This is a genomic window from Oceanicaulis alexandrii DSM 11625, from assembly GCF_000420265.1.
In the GTDB taxonomy this organism is placed as follows: Bacteria; Pseudomonadota; Alphaproteobacteria; order Caulobacterales; family Maricaulaceae; genus Oceanicaulis; species Oceanicaulis alexandrii.
The window spans coordinates 2,283,981-2,305,909 of the sequence record NZ_ATUP01000001.1 but is presented as its reverse complement, the minus strand read 5'-3'; the positions used below and the strand labels follow the sequence as shown (position 1 = coordinate 2,305,909).

At 63.3% G+C, this 21,929-nt stretch carries 19 protein-coding genes; 12 read left to right on the top strand and 7 right to left on the bottom strand.

The window, feature by feature from the left end:
* Positions 1-2 precede the first annotated feature (2 nt).
* On the top strand, positions 3-635 hold the full coding sequence (locus G405_RS15835) for an HD domain-containing protein (RefSeq protein ID WP_022701571.1): 633 nt from the start codon (positions 3-5) through the stop codon (positions 633-635).
* Here the strand turns inward: G405_RS15835 and G405_RS0110970 are convergent.
* Complete coding sequence (locus tag G405_RS0110970; RefSeq protein WP_022701570.1) at positions 632-2,581, bottom strand: alpha/beta hydrolase family protein; 1,950 nt, start codon at positions 2,579-2,581, stop codon at positions 632-634. The two genes, G405_RS15835 and G405_RS0110970, sit on opposite strands and share 4 nt — an antisense overlap.
* Positions 2,582-2,844: 263 nt before the next feature.
* Between G405_RS0110970 and carB the strand changes: the two genes are divergently transcribed.
* Together carB and greA are read left to right on the top strand one after the other, a co-directional pair.
* Positions 2,845-6,105: a carbamoyl-phosphate synthase large subunit gene (gene carB, locus G405_RS0110965; protein WP_022701569.1), complete on the top strand. Its 3,261-nt coding sequence runs from the start codon at positions 2,845-2,847 to the stop codon at positions 6,103-6,105.
* A gap of 47 nt (positions 6,106-6,152) precedes the next feature.
* Positions 6,153-6,626 (top strand): transcription elongation factor GreA, encoded by a 474-nt coding sequence (greA, locus tag G405_RS0110960; protein ID WP_022701568.1) that lies wholly within the window; start codon positions 6,153-6,155, stop codon positions 6,624-6,626.
* Between the two features lie 78 nt (positions 6,627-6,704).
* Here the strand turns inward: greA and G405_RS0110955 are convergent, their stop codons facing one another.
* A complete protein-coding gene (locus G405_RS0110955; protein WP_022701567.1) occupies positions 6,705-8,276 on the bottom strand; it encodes a M56 family metallopeptidase in 1,572 nt (523 codons plus the stop codon).
* Positions 8,273-8,683, bottom strand: coding sequence for a BlaI/MecI/CopY family transcriptional regulator (locus G405_RS0110950; protein WP_022701566.1), 411 nt, complete (start codon positions 8,681-8,683; stop codon positions 8,273-8,275). Before G405_RS0110950 ends, G405_RS0110955 begins: the two co-directional genes overlap by 4 nt.
* Positions 8,684-8,800: 117 nt before the next feature.
* Here G405_RS0110950 and G405_RS0110945 point away from each other — a divergent pair, with 117 nt between their 5' ends.
* From G405_RS0110945 to G405_RS0110925, 5 genes are all read left to right on the top strand, one after another.
* The gene (locus G405_RS0110945; protein ID WP_233346026.1) at positions 8,801-9,703 is read left to right on the top strand and encodes a mitochondrial fission ELM1 family protein; all 903 of its coding nucleotides are present in this window, start codon (positions 8,801-8,803) and stop codon (positions 9,701-9,703) included.
* 93 nt (positions 9,704-9,796) lie between these two features.
* Positions 9,797-10,774 carry a thioredoxin-disulfide reductase gene (gene trxB / locus G405_RS0110940; RefSeq protein WP_028284741.1) on the top strand — a complete coding sequence of 326 codons (978 nt, stop codon included), beginning with the start codon at positions 9,797-9,799 and terminating at the stop codon, positions 10,772-10,774.
* A 51-nt stretch (positions 10,775-10,825) separates the two neighbouring features.
* Positions 10,826-11,548, top strand: a complete 723-nt coding sequence (locus G405_RS0110935; RefSeq protein WP_022701563.1) for an ABC transporter ATP-binding protein — start codon at positions 10,826-10,828, stop codon at positions 11,546-11,548.
* Positions 11,548-12,807: an ABC transporter permease gene (locus G405_RS0110930; protein WP_022701562.1), complete on the top strand. Its 1,260-nt coding sequence runs from the start codon at positions 11,548-11,550 to the stop codon at positions 12,805-12,807. Before G405_RS0110935 ends, G405_RS0110930 begins: the two co-directional genes overlap by 1 nt.
* A gap of 12 nt (positions 12,808-12,819) precedes the next feature.
* Positions 12,820-13,713 carry a LysR family transcriptional regulator gene (locus tag G405_RS0110925; protein ID WP_022701561.1) on the top strand — a complete coding sequence of 298 codons (894 nt, stop codon included), beginning with the start codon at positions 12,820-12,822 and terminating at the stop codon, positions 13,711-13,713.
* 390 nt (positions 13,714-14,103) lie between these two features.
* Here G405_RS0110925 and G405_RS0110920 read toward each other — a convergent pair whose 3' ends face one another.
* The 3 genes from G405_RS0110920 to G405_RS0110910 all read right to left on the bottom strand — a co-directional run bounded on the left by G405_RS0110920 (position 14,104) and on the right by G405_RS0110910 (position 16,482).
* Complete coding sequence (locus G405_RS0110920; protein WP_022701560.1) at positions 14,104-14,571, bottom strand: Dps family protein; 468 nt, start codon at positions 14,569-14,571, stop codon at positions 14,104-14,106.
* Positions 14,572-14,666: 95 nt separating this feature from the next.
* Positions 14,667-15,905: a pyridoxal phosphate-dependent aminotransferase gene (locus G405_RS0110915; protein WP_022701559.1), complete on the bottom strand. Its 1,239-nt coding sequence runs from the start codon at positions 15,903-15,905 to the stop codon at positions 14,667-14,669.
* A gap of 37 nt (positions 15,906-15,942) precedes the next feature.
* A complete protein-coding gene (locus G405_RS0110910; RefSeq protein ID WP_022701558.1) occupies positions 15,943-16,482 on the bottom strand; it encodes a prephenate dehydratase domain-containing protein in 540 nt (179 codons plus the stop codon).
* A gap of 192 nt (positions 16,483-16,674) precedes the next feature.
* Between G405_RS0110910 and G405_RS17010 the strand changes: the two genes are divergently transcribed.
* The 4 genes from G405_RS17010 to G405_RS0110890 all read left to right on the top strand — a co-directional run bounded on the left by G405_RS17010 (position 16,675) and on the right by G405_RS0110890 (position 21,389).
* Positions 16,675-16,833: a hypothetical protein gene (locus G405_RS17010; protein WP_156861479.1), complete on the top strand. Its 159-nt coding sequence runs from the start codon at positions 16,675-16,677 to the stop codon at positions 16,831-16,833.
* Between the two features lie 96 nt (positions 16,834-16,929).
* The gene (locus tag G405_RS0110900) at positions 16,930-17,859 is read left to right on the top strand and encodes a hypothetical protein (RefSeq protein ID WP_022701556.1); all 930 of its coding nucleotides are present in this window, start codon (positions 16,930-16,932) and stop codon (positions 17,857-17,859) included.
* 93 nt (positions 17,860-17,952) lie between these two features.
* A complete protein-coding gene (locus G405_RS0110895) occupies positions 17,953-20,295 on the top strand; it encodes a methyl-accepting chemotaxis protein (RefSeq protein ID WP_022701555.1) in 2,343 nt (780 codons plus the stop codon).
* A 59-nt stretch (positions 20,296-20,354) separates the two neighbouring features.
* Complete coding sequence (locus G405_RS0110890; protein WP_022701554.1) at positions 20,355-21,389, top strand: threonine aldolase family protein; 1,035 nt, start codon at positions 20,355-20,357, stop codon at positions 21,387-21,389.
* Here G405_RS0110890 and G405_RS0110885 read toward each other — a convergent pair.
* Positions 21,386-21,895 carry a response regulator gene (locus tag G405_RS0110885; protein ID WP_022701553.1) on the bottom strand — a complete coding sequence of 170 codons (510 nt, stop codon included), beginning with the start codon at positions 21,893-21,895 and terminating at the stop codon, positions 21,386-21,388. The genes G405_RS0110890 and G405_RS0110885 overlap by 4 nt on opposite strands.
* Positions 21,896-21,929 lie beyond the last annotated feature (34 nt).

Below are 21,929 nucleotides of genomic sequence, written 5' to 3'. Positions count from 1 at the left end.
CCATGACCCCCGATTTCGCCCTTACGCTCTGGCGCGCGGACCTCGTTCGGTTCGCGCTCGAGGATCGGCAGTTGAAAACCGGCAAGCGCGTGATCGCCACCCATGCCGGCTGGCTGCGGCGCTATCACGGCCTTGATCATCTGGCGTTTCTGTTTGAGCAAATCGAAGCGCAAGCGGACCAGATCACCGACTTGCCGCGGCTGGTCTACGCCGCCTGGTTTCATGACGCGATCCACAAGAGCTGGCGCAACGACAATGAGCAGCGCAGCGCCGACTGGGCGCAGGCGGCGCTTGTGGACATGGGCGCGGATGAAGCGCTGGCGACGCGGGTGCACAGCCTCATTCTGGCGACCGCTGACCCTGCCGGCGGCGGGGCGGATGCCGACGACGCGCTGTTCCTGGACATGGACTGCGCCGTTCTGGGCGCCAATCCTGACGCCTATGACCAGTATGCGCGGCAGGTGCGCGCAGAACATGTCTGGGCGCTGCCGCATTCCTATAAAAAAGGCCGTGCGGCGTTTCTCACCCGCCAGCTCGAGCGGGAGCGCCTGTATCACACGCCCGCCTATCAGGAGCGGTTTGAAGCGCAGGCGCGCGAAAATATGCAGCGCGAGCTGGCGAAGCTGACGCGCTAGTCGGCGCGCAACACCTCATCAAACATCGCCACTGACCGGTTGAGCAGGGTCATGCGAGAGCCGGGCAAATCCAGAAAATGGCTCTCCCCCTCAAGCCTCACATATTCAAAGCCCTCCACGCCGCGCAACTGGCGGCGCAGGGCGTCCGACGCCTCGATGGGAACGATGCTGTCCTGGGCGCCGTGCAAAAGCAGGATCGGCATGTCCAGCGTCTGGGCGTTGCGCAGGATCGAAACGCGATCAGAGGCCTCCTGATCCCAGACCAGATCGCCCATATACTGCTCCCAGAAATGATAAGCGATGAATGAGCCATTGCGACGCTCACGCCCCATAAGACTGACCGGGTTGGTCACGGGCGCGAACGCCACGACGCAGGCGACCTCATCGGGCGCCATGATGGCCGCGCGCAGCGCCGCATACCCGCCATAGGATCCGCCCGCCAGGCAATAACCCCCCGGTTGCGCCAGCCCGTCAGCCTGTACGGCGCGCGCGCCGTCAATGATGTCCTGAACCATCAGGTCGCCGAACTCGCCATATCCCGCGCGCTGGAAATCCAGCCCATAGCCGAGCGAGCCGCGAAAATTGGGCTGCAGCACCAGATAGCCCTGCGCCGCATAGGCCTGGGCCCACCAGTCAAACTCCAGACCATCACGGGCCGCCGGTCCGCCATGGGGCAACACAACAAGCGGCAGCGCCTCTGCACCTTCGCTCCAGCCCGCCGGCGTGGTCAAAACCGCTTCAATCTCCAGCCCGTCCGAGGCGGCGTAGCGATACAGCCGACGCGCGGGCAATGCGGTCCCAGCCAGGCTGGGATAGCTGGCGGAGAAGGGCCAGACATTTCGCGCCGACCGTTGATAGAGAAAGAATTCGCGCGGACGGGAGGGTTCTTCAATGGCCAGAACCAGCAGGTCCCGGTCATCACTGAAGGAGACGATCTGAACCGGCGAGCCCAAGGCTCGCGTCAGGGACGCCGCATCCGCCGCCAAATCCTCGTCAAAGAAAAACTGCGCGCTCTGGCCGTCGCGCTCGCCGTTAAAGCCCATCAATCTCTGGCGGCGATCCCAGATCGGCGCGCTGACTGTATCCAGTGTTATATTTTCAAGGCGCGTGATTTCGCCGCTGACCCGGTCCATGCGGCGATACCCGCCGCGCTCTCCCGGAAAGAATGCCAGGAACCCGGTTTCATCCATGAAGCCCAGCACGCTAGGCGCATCGCTCTGATGGGTGGCCGAGTAAATGACGGCGCCGCGTCGGCCCGGCTCTTTGATCTCATAAAGATAGCTGAGCGGATCAAAGTGTATTTCAGCGACCACGTCGCCCTGGGCGTCCAGAACCCGGTCAAAGATATCGGACCGGTCAATCCTGCGGTCATCGCCGGTTGCAAGGTCGACGCGAAACAGCCCGCTTTCAAACCCCTCACGGGTTTCAAAACGCGTTCCGATCTTACCCTCCGCCCCATTCAGAAAGGTCATCTGGATGAGGATGGTGTCAGGATCGACAAGATTAAGCGACGCCAGATCGGTCGCATTGGTGCTGCCTTGTCCGCGCTCCATCAGCATGACGACCTCGCCGCTTTCCAGGCTGAGCGACAGGGCGCGCGACACTTCATAATCGCGCAAACCACTCATTGTGCTCAGCGTCAGATAGGTGGAAAGATTCACGACCAGATAGTCTTCGGAGGCGAAGTACGCCCGGCCCAGCCAGGCGTTCTCCGGCGCCGGCATGGCGTGCGCCAACTGGTTCGTTTGCAGATCGAACACGCACACCGATGGCCGGACCTCGATATGGCATTCATAGGCCAGCCAGCGTCCCTCAGGCGATACGATCGGACGACTGGCCTCAGGCAATTGCGCGAAGTCCGCCAGAGTCTGCGCGTGAGCCTGGATCGACAGACCGCACAGCCCCCCGATCAGCGCCAGACACGCGCTCAGCACGGTTTGCGTCATGATGATCCCCCCGAGATTCAGCCTCCAACCTTTCCCCGCACGGGAGAGAATTCAAGGCCTTTTCTCTCATTTGGGGCATCGGGCAGGCGCGTGCGGCGTCCTTTACTGGACGTGACCGCAATCGCCTCTCGCCAAGCGACCGATTCCGGTCTAAGCACGGGTTTCAGCGTACATCATCAGCGCCGCACGCCGCCTCCACCCCGTTTCGGGCTTGTCAGAGGCTGCGTTTTCGCGCGCGCGTGCAACAGTTTAAGAGGCCGGCCATGCCCAAGCGCACAGACATCCAGTCCATCCTGATCATCGGCGCCGGTCCCATCGTGATCGGCCAGGCCTGCGAGTTTGACTATTCGGGCGTTCAGGCGGTGAAAGCGCTGAAGGAAGAGGGCTACCGGGTGATCCTGGTGAACTCCAACCCCGCCACGATCATGACCGACCCTGATCTGGCCGACGCCACCTATATCGAGCCGATCACGCCTGAAATGGTCGCCAAGGTGATCGAGAAGGAGCGCCCCGACGCGCTGCTGCCCACCATGGGCGGGCAGACCGCGCTCAATTGCGCGCTGGAGCTCGACAAGCGCGGCGTGCTGGAGCTGTTCAATGTGGAGATGATCGGCGCCAAGGCCGACGTCATCGACAAGGCGGAAAACCGCGAGCGCTTCCGCGTGGCGATGGACTCCATCGGTCTTGAAAGCCCCATCTCGCGCACCGTGCACACGATGGCGGAAGCCGAGATCGTGCTTGAGGAATTGGGCCTGCCGGCCGTGATCCGCCCCTCTTTCACCATGGGCGGCACCGGCGGCGGCATCGCCTACAATGTTGAAGAGTTCCGCGAGATCGTCACCTCGGGCCTCTATCACTCCCCGGTCACAGAAGTGCTGATCGAGGAAAGCGTTCTGGGCTGGAAAGAGTACGAAATGGAAGTGGTCCGCGACAAAGCGGACAACTGCATCATCATCTGCTCGATTGAAAACATTGACCCGATGGGCGTTCACACCGGCGATTCCATCACCGTCGCGCCCGCCCTGACCCTGACCGACAAGGAATATCAGCGCATGCGCTCGGCCTCGATCGCCGTGCTGCGCGAGATCGGGGTGGAGACCGGCGGCTCGAACGTGCAGTTCGCCGTGAACCCCAAGGATGGCCGCATGGTGGTCATCGAGATGAACCCGCGCGTGTCGCGCTCTTCCGCGCTGGCGTCCAAAGCCACGGGCTTTCCCATCGCCAAGGTCGCGGCCAAGCTGGCGGTCGGCTACACGCTGGATGAGATCGACAACGACATCACCGGCGGCGCGACCCCGGCGAGCTTTGAGCCGACCATCGATTATGTGGTCACCAAGATCCCGCGCTTCGCATTTGAGAAATATCCCGGCGCGAAAGCCACGCTGACCACCTCCATGAAGTCGGTGGGTGAAGCCATGTCCATGGGCCGCAGCTTTGCCGAAAGCGTGCAAAAAGCCCTGCGCAGCCTGGAAACCGGCCTGTCAGGCTTTGACGAGATCGAGATCGAGGGTCTCGATCAGGCTGAAGACGAAGCCGCGCGCCATCAGGCGGTGCTGGCGGCGCTGTCGCAACCCACGCCGGATCGCCTGTTGGTGATCGCCCAGGCCTTCCGCGAAGGACTGACCGTGGAGCGGATCCAGAGCGCCTGCCTGTATGAGCCATGGTTCCTGCGCCAGATCGAAGCCATCGTGCACGCCGAAGAACAGGTGCGCATGCTGGGCCTGCCGCAAAATGGCGATGAGCTTTTGAAGCTCAAATCCATGGGCTTCTCCGACAAGCGCCTCGCAACCCTCGCCAAGGTCGAGGAGACCGAGGTGAAGGCGCTGCGCAAGACCTTCGGAGTGCGCCCCGTCTACAAGCGCGTGGACACCTGCGCGGCCGAGTTCGCCTCACCCACCCCGTACATGTATTCGACCTATGAGCGCGGCGGCGAGTGCGAAGCTGCGCCGACGGATCGCAAAAAGGCGATCATTCTGGGCGGCGGGCCGAACCGGATCGGCCAGGGCATCGAGTTTGACTATTGCTGCTGTCACGCGGCCTTCGCCTTCGCCGAGATGGGCATTGAATCCATCATGGTGAACTGCAACCCCGAGACTGTCTCCACCGACTATGACACCGCGGACCGGCTGTATTTCGAACCGCTGACCGCCGAAGACGTGCTGGAGCTGATCGAGACCGAAATGCAGTCAGGCGAGCTGCTGGGCGTGGTGGTCCAGTATGGCGGCCAGACCCCGCTGAAACTGGCGCCGGAGCTGGAAGCGGCCGGCGTGCCGATCCTCGGCACCGCGCCGGACGCCATCGACCTGGCCGAAGACCGCGAGCGCTTCAAGGCGCTGCTCGATGATCTGGGGCTGAAACAGCCGCCCAACGCCATCGCCCATGATGAAGCTGAAGCGCGCGTCATGGCCGAGGAGCTGGGCTTCCCGCTGGTGCTGCGCCCGTCGCACGTGCTCGGCGGTCGCGGCATGGAGATCGTGCGCGATGTGGAGAGCTTCAGCCGCTATATTCGCGAAGCCGTCCATGTGTCAGGCAAGGCGCCGCTGCTGCTCGACCGCTATCTGTCAGACGCCTCCGAAGTGGATGTGGACGCGGTCTGCGACGGCGAGGATGTCTGGATTTCCGGCATCATGGAGCATATCGAGGAAGCGGGCGTGCACTCGGGCGATAGCGCCTGTTCCTTGCCGCCTTACTCGCTCTCTGACCAGACCGTCAGCGAATTGCGCCGCCAGACGAAAGCCCTCGCGAAAGCCATCGGCGTCAAGGGCCTGATGAACGTGCAGTACGCGGTGAAGGACAACATGGTCTACCTCATCGAGGTGAACCCGCGCGCCAGCCGCACCGTGCCGTTCGTGGCCAAAACCATCGGCGCGCCGGTGGCCAAGATCGCCGCCAAGGTGATGGCCGGCGCGAAATTGTCAGAGTTTGAGACCCCGGCCATGCCCAGCCGCCATATCGCGGTGAAAGAGGCGGTGATGCCGTTCTCGCGCTTCCCCGGCGTCGATCCGATACTCGGCCCGGAAATGCGCTCCACCGGCGAAGTCATGGGCATTGACGAACGCTTTGAAGCCGCCTTCGCCAAGGCCGAGCTGGGCGCGGGCGTAAACCTGCCCAAATCGGGCACGGTGTTCGTCTCGCTGAAAGAATCAGACAAGCCGATGATGATTGAATCCTGTCATCGTCTGACCGCTCTGGGCTTCAAACTGCTGGCGACCTCCGGCACGGCGGCGACCTTGAAAGAGGCGGGCGTCGCGGTTCAGCCGATCAACAAGGTCTTTGAAGGACGCCCTCACATTGTGGACGCCATCAAGAACGGCGAAGTGCAGCTGGTGTTCAACACCACTGAGGGTCAGCGCTCCATGATCGACAGTTATTCGATCCGCCGAACCGCGCTGGAAATGAAGATTCCATGCTATACGACAGCGTCGGCTTCACGGGCGGCAGTGAAGTCAATTGCGGCGATTGATGCAGGCCAGCTTGAACCGCGCTCATTGCAATCCTATCGTAATAGGCCGTCTGGCGGCTGAGTAGAGTTGTCAGTTCGTCAGAGCACTGATCACGAGACCGGACATTCATGCAGAAAATTCCGATGACCGCCGAGGGCCATAAAGCGCTCGACGAAGAACTCAGACACCTCAAGAGCGTGGAACGGCCTGCCGTGATCGCCGCGATTTCCGAAGCGCGCGAACATGGCGACCTGTCCGAGAACGCCGAGTACCATGCCGCCAAGGAGCGGCAGGGCTGGATTGAAGGCCGCGTGCAGGAGCTTGAGGACAAGATCGCCCGCGCCCAGGTCATCGACATCTCCAAGATGTCGGGCAGCCATGTGAAGTTCGGCGCCACCGTCACCGTGGTGGACGAGGACACCGAGCAGGAGAGCACCTACAAGATCGTCGGCGATGACGAGGCCGATGTGAAATCGGGCAAGATCTCGCTCTCCTCCCCGATCGCCCGCTCCATGATCAACAAGGAAGAAGGCGATGTGGTCGAGGTCAACGCGCCCGGTGGCGTGAAAAGCTATGAGATCCTCAAGGTCGAGTGGAAATAGGCTCGGCCTTCAAGGCTCAGAAGACAAAACGGCCGGCGCGATGCGCCGGCCGTAAGTTTATCCGAAGCTGTGGAACGATCAGTTCTCGGGAAACAGAGCCAAGCGGATCTGACGCATGGCGGTGGCGTCGTCAGCTCGACCAGTCTGCTCATAGAGGTATTGCAACAACAGCAGCGTGTCCCGGTCTTCACCATCCTGAACCTGCCTCGCGTATTCAGCGTATGGCAGGGCAGCCTCGAACTCATCCAACTGCAAATAGGCTTGAGCGACCGTCCTGCTCATTTGACCTGACATCGGGAAATCAAACTGAAGCAACCGCTCCAGCGACTGACTCACGGCCTCATAATCTTCCATGACGAGGCTGAGCTGGAGAATCGCCGTCTCGACTCTGTACCGCTCTTCCTCGTTAGCGCCGCCGCTGACGAGAGCGGCTTCAAAGGCCTCTACCGAAGCAGGGAAATCATCCAGCTCAAACAGAGCCCGTGCTTTGAGTTGTTCGACGATGAATGCGTCATACGGCGACTGGGGTTCGATCGTATTCAAGATATCCAAAGCCCGCTGATGGTCCTCGGCCTGCGCAGCCTCTTGCGCCGCCAGCACTTGCTCGCCGACAGCTTCGCTCAACACGCGGGTTTCAGCGCCCTGCACCTCCTGCCCGCTCAGCATCACCGCGAGCGCCGCTGACGGGGCCCCGGCCAGCAGGATCGCGGCGCCCGCCAAGACGGCTGCCAGGGCGCGCGGCTTGGCGCCGGTATGGCTGAGCGCGGCCTCAACGCGGCGTTTGCGCAAACGCTCCAGATCGGTCAGGAACCCTGTCGCCACCGCCGGCATGGGCGCGAGGCCAGCAATCGCTTCGGCATAGGGGCGGCGTTGGTCGGGCCCCAGGGCGTCCAGCACATCCGCATCACAGGCCAGCTCACGCGCGGCGGCCAGACGACGCTCGATGGCGCGATAGACCGGGTTGAACCAGATCAGCGCCGCCAGCGCCTCACCGATCAGGCGGTCCCGCTCATCGCCGCGCTTGATATGCATCAGCTCATGAGCGATGGCGGCTTCGGCATCGTCACGCTTTGCCAGCGTATCCGGCGCCAGGATGACCGGCTTGATGCCCACCACGAAAGGCGAGATCACCGCATCCACCACTCGCACCGGAGCCAGGGTTTGCGGCAGTCCAAGGTGCGCCCGCCAGCGTTGGGCGAGTTCTGACAAACGTCCATTGTCGGCGACCGAGGCGCGGATCAGGGTGCGGATCTGGCCGCGTTGCAAAACGCCTCGCGCCGCCATGATCGTGAGACCCGCCAGATAGAGAACCGCAATGAGCGGCAGGAGCGCGGCAGGCACGGAAGATACAGTCAGCTCGGCAAAGTCGAGAATCGGCTGGAATAGCGGCGCAGCGACGGGCACAGTCTGCTGCGCTCCATCTCCCAGAATCACCTGCACGCTCGATGCGTTGGCGCTCTGCTGTTGAGGGATCAAGCCTGCCCCCAGCACCACCAGGATCGGCGCAAAGGCGGCCAGGCGGGCCGCCTGCCACAGGCGCACGCCCAGACGCGGGGACAGATGCGGCTCCAGCACACGCGCTGCGAGCCAGGCGGACAGGGCGGCGGGAATACTCGCGGCACTGGTCCAGATCAGATCCATAAAGGTCATTGCCCTGCCTCCTCCTCGTTATCCTTATGGCCGCCCTCATCCGCGCCTGCTTTCAGCAAGGCGTCGAGTTCGGCGCGCTCGCCCTCGTCGAGCAGGCGGCTGCCTGCGAAAGCAGACGCCGGCAGAGCGGTTGGGTCCGCTTCCAGCACACGCTTGGTGAAGCTGCGCACCAGTCGGCTGATCAGATCGACCTTGCGATCGGCCGCCGCGAACACGGCGAGGCCATGCACGCTGTCCTTGTTCACCAGGCCCTTGTCGACCATGCGCTGGATGACCGTACGAGTGGTGGAATAGGACCAGCGCTGCGCCTCACCGATCTGGTCGTGGACTTCACGGGCGCTGAGCCGGTCATGGGACCAGAGCGCCTTGAGCACTTCGAGCTCGCTGGGATTGGGTTCGGTCGTCATGTGACACCTCGCTTGCTTGCATTACATGTGTCACATGATTCCGACAGACGTCAACACACATTCGACTCACCGCCCTTCATGCTTGACCCAAAAGGCATATCGGCGACGATGGCGGGCATGGACACGCGCTCTTGCATTGTGGTCTCTGACGGGCGTCGGGGCATTGAAAATCAGGCCCTTGGCCTGGCCGAAGCGCTTGGGCGGCTGACCCCGCTCCAGATCCTGCCCATCCAGGTGCCCCGCACCGGGAAATTGCCGGATGCGAGCATGATCGAGCCCGATCTGTGGATCGGCTGTGGCCGGGCGGCGGTGCGCGCGGCGGCGCTGCATCGACGGCGCTGGCGGCGCACGCGGTTTGTTTATGTCCAGAAACCGCGCAGTCACACAGACCTGTTCGACCTGATCATCGCACCTCGCCATGACCGGATGCACGGGCCGAACGTGCTCAACATTCTGGGCTCGCCCAACCGGATTACGCCGCAACGCCTGAACGAAGGCGCAAGCGCGTTCGCTGACCGGCTTGAGGCCCTGCCCGGTCCGCACGCCGCCCTGCTGATTGGCGGCGACAGCAAGCATCATCGTTTCACCGACGCCGCCTGCGCCAACCTTCTGGACGAGGCGGACTCCATAAGGCGCCAGGCGGGGTCTCTGATGATCACCGTGTCGCGCCGCACGCCGGATGCGCTGACCGAAACGCTGCGCAGTCGCTACGCCCAGGCCGAGCGGGTCTGGTTTCATGACGGTGACGGCCCCAACCCCTATTTCGCCTTTCTGGCGGCGGCGGACTGGATTTGCGTCACCGAGGATTCCACGAACATGCTGTGTGAGGCCGCCGCCACGGGCGCACCGGTCTACCGGCTGGGAGTGGACGGCGATCCGGGCAAGTTCCGTCTGCTTTACGCCGGGCTGGAAGGCGCCGGCGCCGTGCGCCCCTATCTGGGCCGGTTGGAGAGCTGGAGCTACGATCCGCTTCACGAAACCGACAGAGCAGCGCACGCCGTGCTTGAAATTCTGGCCTAGGAAGGCGACATCAGGGCCATCAGACTCGCCCTGCCTGCGCACAACCCGGTTGAAGGGTCCATTGCGCGGCCCATGATTACGAAGGAGCCGGCCATGGCCGAGACCCGTCACGCCAAGCTTGTCATCATCGGTTCCGGTTCCGCCGGCTACACCGCCGCGATCTACGCCGCCCGCGCCATGCTGGAGCCGCTCCTGATTGCGGGCATGCAGCCAGGCGGTCAGCTGACCATCACCACCGATGTGGAAAACTATCCCGGCTTCGCCGACCCCATTCAGGGTCCCTGGCTGATGGAGCAGATGAAGGCCCAGGCGGAAAACATGGGCACGGCCTTCGCCGATGACCTGATCGTCGACGCCGATCTCAGCGCGCGCCCGTTCAAGCTGACCGGCGATAGCGGCGTGGTCTACACCGCGGACGCCGTGGTCATCGCCACCGGCGCCAGCGCCAAATGGCTCGGCCTGGACAGCGAGCAGGCGTATCAGGGCTATGGCGTGTCCGCCTGCGCCACATGCGACGGGTTTTTCTATCGCGACAAGGAAGTCTTCGTGGTCGGCGGCGGCAACACCGCGGTGGAAGAAGCGCTGTTTCTGACCAATTTCGCCTCGAAAGTGACGCTGGTGCACCGCCGCGATTCCCTGCGTGCGGAAAAGATCATGCAGGACCGCCTGTTCAATCACCCCAAGGTGGAAGTGGTCTGGGACAGCCAGCTTGAAGAGGTCACCGGCGAAGACAAGCCGGTCAAATCCGTCACCGGCGTCCGGCTTAAGAACGTCAAGACCGGCGAGATCGAAGCGCGCCCCGCTGACGGCGTCTTCATCGCCATCGGCCATGCTCCGGCGACGGAATTGTTCACCGGTCAGCTGGAAACCAAGGAAGGCGGCTATCTGGTCACCGCGCCTGATTCCACCTCCACCACGATCCCCGGCGTGTTCGCCGCGGGCGACGTGACCGACGACAAGTATCGCCAGGCCATCACGGCGGCGGGCATGGGCTGCATGGCGGCGCTGGAAGCGGAACGCTATCTCGCCGCCCTCGACGCCGCCCGCGACAAGGCGTCCGACGCAGCTTAACGCGCCCGGTTTCACTTGGCGGGGCGCAGTCTCGACGTTACACAATTGCGTATGACCTCGACGCCTGCGCCCCCCGCCCTCGCCCTGTCTGATTTGCGCTTCGCCTATACGCGGCGTCAGCCGGATGTCATCTCCATTGACGCCCTGCGCGTGGAAGCCGGCGAGCGAATTTTCCTTCGAGGCGCCAGCGGGTCCGGCAAATCCACATTACTGGGCCTGATCTCCGGCATCCTGGAGCCTCGCTCGGGCGATCTGGAGATTCTGGGCCAGGCGATGCAGACCCTGTCCCCGGCGAAGCGCGACGCGTTTCGCGCGGCGCATCTGGGCGTGATCTTCCAGATGTTCAACCTGCTGCCCTATCTGCCGGTGGGCGAGAACGTCATGCTGCCCTGCCGGTTCTCATCCGAGCGTGCGCGTCAGGCTGAAGCTGCAGGCGGCGAACAGGCTGAAGCGCGCAGACTGCTGGAACGGCTTGGCCTTGACGCCCGTGAAGTCTGGTCCCAGCGCGCGGCCAATCTCAGCGTCGGCCAGCAACAGCGCGTCGCCGCGGCGCGCGCCCTGATCGGCAAGCCGGGGCTGATCCTGGCGGACGAGCCGACCTCGGCGCTTGATGCAGACAGTCGCGACGCCTTCATCGCCTTGCTCAAGGAAGAATGCACCGCGTCTGGCGCGGCCTTGCTGTTCGTCAGCCATGACGGCGGCCTCGCCTCCCAGTTCGACCGCGCGCTGGATCTGAGCGAGATCAACACGGTCAGTGCGAAGGAGCCTGCATAATGGCGCGTCTGCCTGTCCTGAACCTCGCCCTGCGCTCCATCGCCAATCGCCGCGCCACCGCCATCCTGACCGTGTTGACGGTCGCCATTTCAGTCATGCTGTTTCTCGGCGTGGAGAAAGTGCGCCATGGCGCCCGCGAGAGCTTTGAAAACACCATCTCCGGCGTCGACCTGATCGTCGGCGCGCGATCGAGCCCGGTGAACCTGTTGCTCTATTCGGTGTTCCACATCGGCGACGCCACCAACAACATCACCTGGGAAAGCTATGAGACAGTGGCCAGCGCGTCCGGCGTGGCCTGGACCGTGCCGATCAGCCTGGGCGATTCCCATCGCGGTCACCGGGTGATCGGGTCGACGCCGGACCTGTTCGAACACTATCAATACGGCGGCGGACGCCATCTGGAGTTCGCCAGCGGCCAGCCCTTCAGCGACCTGTTCGGCGCCGTGATCGGCGCCGCCGTCGCGCGCGAACAGGGCTATCAGACTGGCGACGAAATCATCGTCGCCCACGGCATGGGCGCGGTGGGCTTCATCGAACATGACAGCAACCCGTTCACCGTGGTGGGCGTGCTGGCGCCCACCGGGACGCCGCTGGACCAGTCCGTCATGGTCACCCTTGAAGCGATTGAAGCCATCCATCTGGGCGGCGCCACAGGATCGGGCGCGACTGTCTCCGCTGATGAGCTGCGCGCCATGGATCTGACGCCGGACCAGCTCACGGCCTTTTTCGTGGGGCTCGACAGCCCGGTGGCCGCGCTTCGGCTGCAGCGCGCCATCAACACCTATCCCGAAGAACCGCTGCAAGCCGTGATCCCGGGCGTGGCGCTGGCTCAGCTGTGGAGCATTGTGGGCGTCGCCGAACGCACTCTGGCCGCCGTGGCGGCGTTTGTAGTGCTGACAGGCCTTGTGTCGATCCTGACAGCCATTCTGACCAGCCTGAATGAGCGGCGGCGCGAAATGGCGATCCTGCGCGCCCTGGGCGCCCGCCCCGGCCATGTCTTCGTGCTGCTGGTGGCGGAAGCGGCCCTGGTCGCGCTCGCCGGCGCTGTCCTGGGGGCGATCGCCACGTATGGCGCGCTCAACGCGCTCGCTCCGCTGCTGGAGGCGCGCTTCGGCATTCTCTTGCCGGGCTTGGCGCCGGGGCTATACGATCTGACCATTGTCGGCGCCGTTACCGGAGCCGCCGCTCTTCTCGGCCTGTTTCCGGCCTGGCGCGCCTATCGCAATTCGCTCGCTGACGGCATGACGATCAAACTGTAAAGGCGCCCCCTGATGGATTGGGACAAGCTCAAAACCTTCCACGCGGCCGCCGAAGTGGGATCGCTGACCGGCGCCGCGGAAGCCCTGGCCCTGTCGCAATCCGCCGTCAGCCGACAAATCTCGGCGCTCGAAGGCGAGCTGGGGGTGAAACTGTTTCATCGCCATACCCGCGGCCTGCTGCTGACCGAGCCGGGGCGCGTCCTGTTTGAAGCCAGCAAGGATGTGGCGGGCAAGATCGCGCTCGCTGAAGCCAATGTGCTGGACTGCCGGGATGAACCGAGCGGCCTGTTACGGGTGACCGCGCCCACCGCCATGGGCGCCACATGGCTCGCGCCGCGCCTGGCGCGCTTTCATGCGCTCTACCCGCAAATCCGGGTGCGCTTGCTGCTGGTCGACCATGAACTGGATATCGCCAACCTTGAAGCCGATGTGGCGCTGAGACCCTGGGCGGCGACCCAGAACGATCTCATCCAGCGCAAGCTTATGGTGGTGGACCAGCATCTGTATGCGTCTGAAGCCTATCTGGAACGCAAGGGCGCGCCTTCGAGCTATGACGATCTCGACCGTCATGACTTTGTCGGCTACGGCCCGCGCAATCTGGCGCCCATCCCCAATCTCAACTGGCATCTGGATCTGGGCCGCGAGCCGGGCGACAAGCCGCGTGAGGCGCTGGCCGAAGCGAGCACGATTCACGGCATGATGCGTCTGGCCGAGGCCGGCCTGGGCCTGGTGGGCCTGCCCGATTACGTGGCGCGCGAAAATGACAGGCTCAAACGCCTGTTTGAGACCGTCGAGGGACCGCCCTTCGAAGTGTATCTGATCTTCCCTGAGGAATTGCGCGCGTCGCGCCGGGTGAAAGCCTTCCGTGATTTCATCATGGAAGAGGTCAAACTCTGGCGCGAATAGCCGTTTCGACCCGATTTGGGCCGGTTTGGATCCAATTGCGACACCATTGCGGCAGCCCTCTGACACAATTGTTGCAGCCCCGCAAAAACGCATAACGGCTATGGCGAACGGGCTGTTGTCTCGATTGAGGGAGAGGGGCATATACCCCCCGACAGCGGATGCTTTGTCTGCTTTCCCCTTTGAGCGCATACCGTCTCCTCCCCGATTAGGTATGCTAAACTGAGCCGGTCACCGCCGATGCGGGGCCGGCTCTTTTCTTATTATAGAAGGCTTAGTCAGCCGCTATTGACGTCATGGACGTGCGCACCCTCCCCCTCGAGCGCACGTACAGAAAACCCCGCCAGCGTCTTCGCTGGCGGGGTTTTTCATGCTCTGGCGGTGCTTGAAGACCTAGCCCAGCGTCGCCCGCAACATCCAGGCCGTCTTCTCGTGCAGGGTGATGCGCGGAGCGATCAGGTCTGACGTCGCCTCATCGCCATGTTCTTCCGCCAGCTTGAGCGCGTCGCGCGCCGTGCGCACCACTTGCTCGTGACCCGCCACCAGATTGGCGACCATGGTGTTGGCGTCAGGCGTGGCGCTGTCGTGCTTGATCTTGGCTGACGCGCCCATCTCTTCGTATGAAATCGGCGCCAGCACGCCCAGCGCCCGGATGCGTTCGGCGATGTCGTCAGTGGCCGTCCACAGCTCGGTGTATTGTTCCTCGAACATGGTGTGCAGGTCGTGAAAGCGCGGACCGGTCACGTTCCAGTGATAGGCGTGCGTTTTGAAATAGAGCGCATACGTGTCGGCCAGCAGCGCCGTGACCGCCTTGGCCATGGTTTCGCGTTGCTCTTTGCTCAGACCCATATTGATGTCCATTGCCGCCTCCTTTGCGGTGAAATCCATACTTACAATGTGGGGATGAACGCCTTCGGACGCCAACTGAGTTTTTGAAAGAAAGCTATAGAGTTTCTCTATGACTCGGCGGCGGCCTGACAGAACCGGACGATACGTTTCCCCGCCTCTTCCAGCGCGGCGTCATCGGTGGCGTATGACAGGCGGAAGCCGGCGGACGCGCCGAACGCGGTGCCAGGCACAACCGCCACGCCTTCTTCGGTGAGCAAGGCCTCACACACGTCCAGATCGGTCTTCAGGAACTGACCGCCCTGAGAGGTCTTGCCGATCAGCCCGCCGCAATCGGCGAAAATGTAGAACGCCCCTTCCGGCGTGGGCGCGATCAGGCCCGGCGCATCTTCTAGCTTGTCGAGCATGGAGTCCCGGCGCGCCTTGAAGGCGGCGTTGCGCGGCTTGAGGAAGCCGTGATCGCCGTTGAGCGCCGCCACCGACGCCCACTGGCTGATCGAACAGGGGTTGGAGGTGGTCTGGCTCATCACCTTGGCCATGGCCTTGATCAGCTTCTCCGGCCCGGCGGCGTAGCCGATCCGCCAGCCTGTCATGGCGTAAGCCTTGGACACGCCGTTCATGGTCAGCGTGCGATCATACAGATTGGGCGCGACCTGGGCGAGGGTGGCGAATTCAAAATCGTCATAGACGAGGTGCTCGTACATGTCGTCAGTCAGGATGAGCACCTGGGGATGGCGCTCGAGCACCGCGGCGAGACCCTTGAGGTCTTCAGCCGTATACGCGACGCCGGTCGGGTTAGAGGGCGAGTTCAGGATCACCCACCGCGTGCGGGGCGTGATCGCCGCTTCCAGCGCTTCAGGCGTCAGCTTGAAGCCGTCTTCAACGCCGGCGGAGGCGAACACCGGCTCCGCGCCGCACAACAGCGCCATTTCGGGATAGCTGACCCAGTAGGGCGCGGGGATCACCACCTCGTCGCCGGGGTTCAGCGTCGCGAGGAAGGCGTTGTAGATGACCGGCTTGCCGCCCGGCGACACGTTCACCTGGGCCGGCGTGTACTCAAGACCGTTATCGCGCTTGAATTTGGCGCAGATCGCCTCCTTCAGCTCCGGCAGGCCGTCCACATTGGTGTATTTGGTCTGACCGGATCGAATCGCGTTGATCGCCGCTTCCTTGATGTGGTCAGGCGTATCAAAATCGGGCTCGCCCGCGCCCAGACCGATCACGTCCTTGCCTTCCGCCTTGAGCTGACGCGCCTTCTGGCTGACCGCGATGGTGGCCGACGGCTTGACGCGGGACAGCGCCTCGGAGACGCGCAGCAAATCCTGCGCGGCGGATGCAGACTCGGACATGGACATACTCCTCAAGAATAAATTTCGCTGCAGCGCATCAATCAGGTCTACGCTGCAACAAAACAAAGCGGGTCACCAGCTGCGCCGGCGCCTCAATGGCGCGCTCGGCCACCCTCAACCCATAGGCGCGGGCCAGGCCCGACGGCCCCACAGCGCCCCATCCGGGATCGGACTCAGTGCGGATCGCCGCCAGGCCAGCAGTATTTGAAGCAAAAGCGCGTGTGCGCAAGCGCTTGTTATCGATATAGGGCGCCAGCTGAGCCAGCGCTTTTTCATGGCCCACAACTCCGATGAGCGGGGCCTCGTCCACAATCCGTCGATACAGATCAAAGCGGATCTCGATAGAATGCTCGGCCAGCACCTGCGCCCAGCCCTCTTCAACCGCGGCGACCGTTTCACCGATCGGCCCTGCGGCGCTATCGATCGCAGCGACGGCATATCGTGCGGCGCCACCGCGCAGGGCGCTCAGAACAGAGTCCAAGGTGTCATGGGGATCCAGCAGACTGGTTTGCGGGACCAGCTGCTCGGCGGCCTGATGGGTGAAACTGCCTTCAGGCCCCAGAAACGCGGTCAACATGGCGACATCCTCCCGTGATCCGTCGCCAGCCTAATCGGCGCGGCTTTGCGCACAACTGTTCCGCCCAGAAATCAACACATTTGACCTCGCCTTCGCCCGATTTCGGCCCCGGAGCCGCCTCGGGACAGGCTAAGGCTAATTCATGTCCGGTTCACACGCCGCAGACGAGGCAGGCCAAGGGAGGGCGAGACGATGAAGCAGAACACATCCAGCATGGGCCTTCTGGGCCTCGGGCTCGCAGCCCTGTGCCTGATCGCCGCCGCCTGGACGCTCTACACCGGATCGGCCAGCGGCGCGGAGTCCCTGTTTATCGCCGTCGAGGCGTCCGGCGCGACACATCTCGGACGCTAAGCGACTGATCAGTGATTGAAACCCCGGCGCAATGGCCTCATCTGTTGCGCTGTGAGTGTCTCCGCTTCTCCGCTCCCCGCCCTCAGCCCTGACCGGTTGCGCGACGCGATACGGCGCAGCCTGCCCTTGGGGCTGGCGATCCTCTTGCATGTGGCGATGCTCGCGCTTCTGATCCGGACGCCGCCGGCCGAACTCTTGCGGATCAGCGCTGTCAGCGATGTCCTGGATGTGCGCTTTTACACCATTAGCGCGACGGACGCCGAAAGCGACGCCCGTCTGATCGAACCGCCCCTGGCGGAGGTCGAAGCGGACCCGGCGGACGCTGAACCGTCGCCCGTGAATGAGACCGAGACAGCCGCGCCTGACCCCGTCGCCGCCGAAGACACGCCAGCGGACTCCCCTGAGGACGACACGCCGCCAATTGACGACACTGCGATCAGTCTGAGCCCCGATGTCGCCCTTCCACAGGATAGCCCCGCGACTCAGAACAGTTCACGCGGCTCGGGCCGCGGCCAGCTCTCTTCATCTGCACCGCCGGCTGCAAATGGCCCTGTCGCCACAACCCAGATCAATCCGGCGCCCCCGCGCGCCGCCGCCCGGCGGCCCAGCTTCGCTGATATCCTGACGCGGGCTGAAACCCGGCTGGACCCGGCCGATTTTCAGGTCGCCCTGTCCCTGAACGGCGTCGTGGGAACAGTCCGTGAGAGTTTTTGCCTCTCCTCATCCCAAGCCAATCTGGAAGCAGGAGCGTGTCCGGACGGGCCCAATCCGAGATCCGCCGAGCTGGCCCGCTTCGGTCTTCAGGCCCTGGGCGAGGCGTCGCCGGAATTTATCGAAGACATGGACCGCATGGCGTTCCAACTGCGTCAGCTGGGCGCAAACCCATCACAAGTCGAACGCATCATGCTGGCGCTCAGCGAGGCGCGCCGTGAAGCGATCGCCACCCCCGGCGTGACCCGCGCCATGCAGCGCGATCAAGACGCCCGAACGGACAATCTGGGAAACCGGCTTCCAGACCCCGATTGACCGCCTTGCACGACACGCCATCCACGCGAGTGCTTAATCACCGATCAACCCAAGCAGGCAACGCTTCAAGAGTGTGCTTCGGGAGATCAAGCAATGCTGTCCAATATACCCGTGACCTGGCGAATGATTGTTTCCGCCTTGTTGCCCACGCTCGCACTGGTGTTCTTTGCCGCCAGTCTTGTGATCAATCAATGGAGCGTCGCGCGTGATATGGCGGCTGTGGAGGACGCCACACGCTTCACGCGGAGCATCAGCGAACTGGTTCACCAACTCCAGCGAGAGCGCGGACGCTCAGCGGGGTTTGTCGGCAGCCAGGGCGGCGATACCTATCGTCGGGCTTTGCAAACGCAGCGCGATGAAACCGACAGCGTCCTGAGTCAGTACCGCACAGCTCGAACCACTGCCGCCGCAAGCCTGAACCAACCCCATCTCGAAGATGTTCTGCATCAGGTAGACGAGCATCTTGCGCAGCTGGTCACCCATCGCCAGCGCATAGACGGATTGAACCTCAACCTGGGCCAAGCGGTCGGCCCTTACACGCAAACCATTTCGGCGATGCTGGAATCCGTCGCCGAACTGTCCCATCTGGGCAAATCCAGTGACCTGTCGAGTCAGATGATCGGCCTGCTCAATCTCATGTCGGCCAAGGAAAGCGCCGGCATTGAACGGGCTGTCGGATCCAACATTTTCGCCTCACGCAGCGTAACGCCGGACAGGCACCAGCTGGCATTGAATCTGATGGCGCGTCAGACCGCCTTTTTTACAGAGTTTCGCGAATTGATGGGCGCTGACTGGGCGCAAAGGCTCGACACCCTTCTGGAACAACCCGAAGCACTCGCCGTCGACACTGCCCGCGAAAACCTGATTGCCGCAGGATATGGCGACGCGTTGTCAAACCTGACCGGCAGCGACTGGTTCGAGCTGACCACCCAGCGTATCGAGCTGCTGATGCAGCTCGAAGAGGTTCTTGCTCAGGACATCATCAGCAACGCCGCCACCTTGCGACTGCAAGCCCGGAATACAGCTCTGACAACCCTGGCCTTGACCATCGTGATCGCCCTGATTGCCCTTTTCGGGACCGCAGCGTTGATGTGGTCGGTCGTGCGCCCTCTCGCAGCGATCACGGCATGCCTGGGCAAGCTGGCGGGCGGGGACACCAGTGTTGTGATCACCGGAGCGGAGCGAGGCGACGAGATCGGCGTTTTGGCGCGCACCGCGGAATCCTTCCGCAAAGCGACGCATGAGCGAGAGCAGGCGGTCCAGGAACGGGCGGGGATGGAACAGGCGGCCATGAGAGAGCGCCGCAAGGTCCTGAGCGAGATGGCGACCCGCGTGGAGGCGGCGACACTGGAATCTGTCGGGTCCGTCGCCGACGCTGCTCAATCGCTGAAATCCAACAGCGACACGATCCGCAGCACGCTGGAATCAGCTGGTCGCACGGCGGATCAGGTCACCCAGGCGACAGAGCAGAACGTCAAGCATACCGGTCGCGCCGCAGAACTGGCGTCTGAACTGTCAGCCGCCATCGGCGAAGTCACCCAGCAGATCACACGCGGCGACGCCCTGGCGCGAAACGCCATGGGTGAGGCGGACCGGTCCCGGCAGAGCGTTGAGGAGCTCAATGAAGCCGCCCAGCAGATCAGCGACTTCATCGGAATGATCACCGACATCGCCGAGCAGACCAATCTGCTGGCCTTGAACGCCACCATAGAAGCCGCGCGGGCCGGAGACGCAGGCAAGGGCTTCGCGGTGGTCGCAAGCGAGGTGAAGGCGCTGGCCGCCCAGACCAATCAGTCGACCACCCAGATCGCCGAACGCGTCGCCCAGATCCAGAACCGCACCCAATCCACGGTGGAGGCCATGAACGCCATCAGCCAGTCCATTGAAAATATTGGCGAAGTGACAGCGTCTGTGGCCGCCGCGATGGAAGAGCAATCCGCGTCCACAGGGTCTCTCTCAAGCTTTGTCGACCAGAATCGCGAAGCGCTGACGCGCGTGAGCAGCGATATCAGTGAACTGGTCGAGATGACCACGCGTTCCGCCAAGGATGCAGAAGGCATGGCGGGCCTGGTGCAAACCATGGCGACCACAGCAAGCGAGGCCAGCACAGCGATTCCCGAGATCGTTCAGCAAGCCGTGGCCGCAGCCGAGAGCCGGCGAGAACAACGCCAGTCCGTGCAACACAATGCCGAGCTGATGGTCGGCGACAAGCGGATGACCATCACGCTGATTGATGCTTCAAAACAGGGCGTTCGGATCGCTTGCAATGACCTCACGGAAGGCCAGATCGTCAAGCTGACCAGCCCGCCGCTGGATGATCTGGCGACGGTGATCTGGGCCAGCGGGGGAGAGGCCGGACTAAGTTTCGCAGAGCCCCTAAGCGAAAACGCGCTGAAAGTGCTGTTAGACGCGGGCGCCCGGGCGATTGCAGCCTGATCAGCCGTTGACGGGTTGCGGCATTGACCGCGAGGGGGAAATGCCGCTTGCATGCGGCCATGAATTTTCTGTCCGACACCACCGCCCCCGCCCACCCGGCCCTTCTGGATGCTTTGGCTCGCGCCAATGACGGCTTCGCGCCCAGCTATGGCGCTGACCCCGTCAGCGCCGGGGTGAAACGCCAGCTCTGCGAGCTGTTTGAAACAGAGCTGGAGGTGGTCTTCACGGTGTCCGGGACAGCCTCCAACGCATTGGCCCTTTCCGTGCTGTGCCCGCCAGACGCCATGGTGTTGTGTCATGACGAAGCGCACATCCATCGCGATGAACGCGGCGCGCCGGAGTTTTTCACCCGCGGCGCCAAGCTGCTGCCGCTGGCGGGCGAACACGCCAAAATCCATCCCGAAGCGCTGGCTGACACGCTGAAGCAATGGCCGAGTGACTTTGTCCACGCCACGCCGCCCGCCGTTCTGAGCCTGTCCCAGCTCAACGAGTCAGGCTGCGCCTATACGCTGGACGAGCTGGACGCCTTGATCAGCCAGGCGAAAGCGCGCGATCTGTTCGTGCACATGGACGGGGCGCGCTTTTCCAACGCGTTGGTCTCGCTGAGCTGCACGCCCGCCGAGATGACCTGGAAACGCGGCGTCGACGCGCTGAGCCTGGGCGCCACAAAAAACGGCGTCATGGCAAGCGAAGCGATCATCCTGTTCCCGTCGGTCAAGGACCGCCTGCCCCAACTGCTCGCCAATCAGAAACGCGCCGGGCTTATGCTGCCCAAGATGCGCTATGTCTCCGCCCAGATGGGCGCCTGGCTGGAGCAAAATCTCTGGCTGGATCTGGCGCGCAAAGCCAACGCCGCCGCCAAGCGCCTGTCAGACGGGCTGGCGGCGCTGCCAGGGGCGGAGCTTGTGCATCCCACTGAAGGCAATGAGGTGTTCATCCGGCTTGATGAGACGCTGGCCGCGCGCCTGCGCGAGGCCGGGGCCGGATTTTACAGCTGGCCGGACGGCTCGGCGCGCTTCGTGGCCAGCTGGTGCACGACCGACGCCGAAATCAGCGCCGTTCTGGACGCGGCTGAGGCTGAGGCTGAGGCCTAGCCCTTGCCTTCTTCCTTGTCGCCGATGCGGCGGAAGGGACCCGCATAGCGCGGATCCTGACGGCGACGACGGTCGGGACCGAAATAGCCCGGCGTCTTCACAAAGCGTCGCGGCTTCTCGATCAGGGTCACCAGGCGATTGTACAGATCCACCGGCCGGACCGGCTTGGCGAGGTATTCGTTCACCCCCGCATTGATCGCCTCAAAGACTTTCGAGCGGTCAGTGTGGCCCGACACCATCACGATCGGCAGATACTTGTTCGGGCTGTCGGACGCGGTGCGGATCAGCCGGGTGAATTCCAGCCCGTCCACATCGCCGAGCATGTAATCGACCAGCGCCAAATCCGGATTGGCGTTGCGCATCAACTCGAAAGCATCCGCTGCGTCGCGGGTCTCGATCACCGAGCGCACCCCGAAGCCCTGCAAAATCGTGCGCAGGATCGAGGACATGTGGGCGTTATCCTCAACGATAAGCACCCGAATTCGTTCAAAACTGCCTTGAGACATGGCGCTTTAGCGACCCTGCTGATTGACGTCCGTG

Coding starts and splice junctions, on each gene's coding strand:
- G405_RS0110915 (WP_022701559.1), bottom strand. CDS start 15,905: ATGTCCGAGTCTGCATCCGCCGCGCAGGATTTGCTGCGCGTCTCCGAG.
- G405_RS0110955 (WP_022701567.1), bottom strand. CDS start 8,276: ATGACCTTTATGGATCTGATCTGGACCAGTGCCGCGAGTATTCCCGCC.
- greA (WP_022701568.1), top strand. CDS start 6,153: ATGCAGAAAATTCCGATGACCGCCGAGGGCCATAAAGCGCTCGACGAA.
- G405_RS0110895 (WP_022701555.1), top strand. CDS start 17,953: ATGCTGTCCAATATACCCGTGACCTGGCGAATGATTGTTTCCGCCTTG.
- G405_RS0110890 (WP_022701554.1), top strand. CDS start 20,355: ATGAATTTTCTGTCCGACACCACCGCCCCCGCCCACCCGGCCCTTCTG.
- G405_RS15835 (WP_022701571.1), top strand. CDS start 3: ATGACCCCCGATTTCGCCCTTACGCTCTGGCGCGCGGACCTCGTTCGG.
- G405_RS17010 (WP_156861479.1), top strand. CDS start 16,675: ATGAAGCAGAACACATCCAGCATGGGCCTTCTGGGCCTCGGGCTCGCA.
- G405_RS0110935 (WP_022701563.1), top strand. CDS start 10,826: ATGACCTCGACGCCTGCGCCCCCCGCCCTCGCCCTGTCTGATTTGCGC.
- carB (WP_022701569.1), top strand. CDS start 2,845: ATGCCCAAGCGCACAGACATCCAGTCCATCCTGATCATCGGCGCCGGT.
- G405_RS0110920 (WP_022701560.1), bottom strand. CDS start 14,571: ATGGACATCAATATGGGTCTGAGCAAAGAGCAACGCGAAACCATGGCC.
- G405_RS0110945 (WP_233346026.1), top strand. CDS start 8,801: ATGGACACGCGCTCTTGCATTGTGGTCTCTGACGGGCGTCGGGGCATT.
- G405_RS0110970 (WP_022701570.1), bottom strand. CDS start 2,581: ATGACGCAAACCGTGCTGAGCGCGTGTCTGGCGCTGATCGGGGGGCTG.
- G405_RS0110925 (WP_022701561.1), top strand. CDS start 12,820: ATGGATTGGGACAAGCTCAAAACCTTCCACGCGGCCGCCGAAGTGGGA.
- trxB (WP_028284741.1), top strand. CDS start 9,797: ATGGCCGAGACCCGTCACGCCAAGCTTGTCATCATCGGTTCCGGTTCC.
- G405_RS0110885 (WP_022701553.1), bottom strand. CDS start 21,895: ATGTCTCAAGGCAGTTTTGAACGAATTCGGGTGCTTATCGTTGAGGAT.
- G405_RS0110930 (WP_022701562.1), top strand. CDS start 11,548: ATGGCGCGTCTGCCTGTCCTGAACCTCGCCCTGCGCTCCATCGCCAAT.
- G405_RS0110910 (WP_022701558.1), bottom strand. CDS start 16,482: ATGTTGACCGCGTTTCTGGGGCCTGAAGGCAGTTTCACCCATCAGGCC.
- G405_RS0110950 (WP_022701566.1), bottom strand. CDS start 8,683: ATGACGACCGAACCCAATCCCAGCGAGCTCGAAGTGCTCAAGGCGCTC.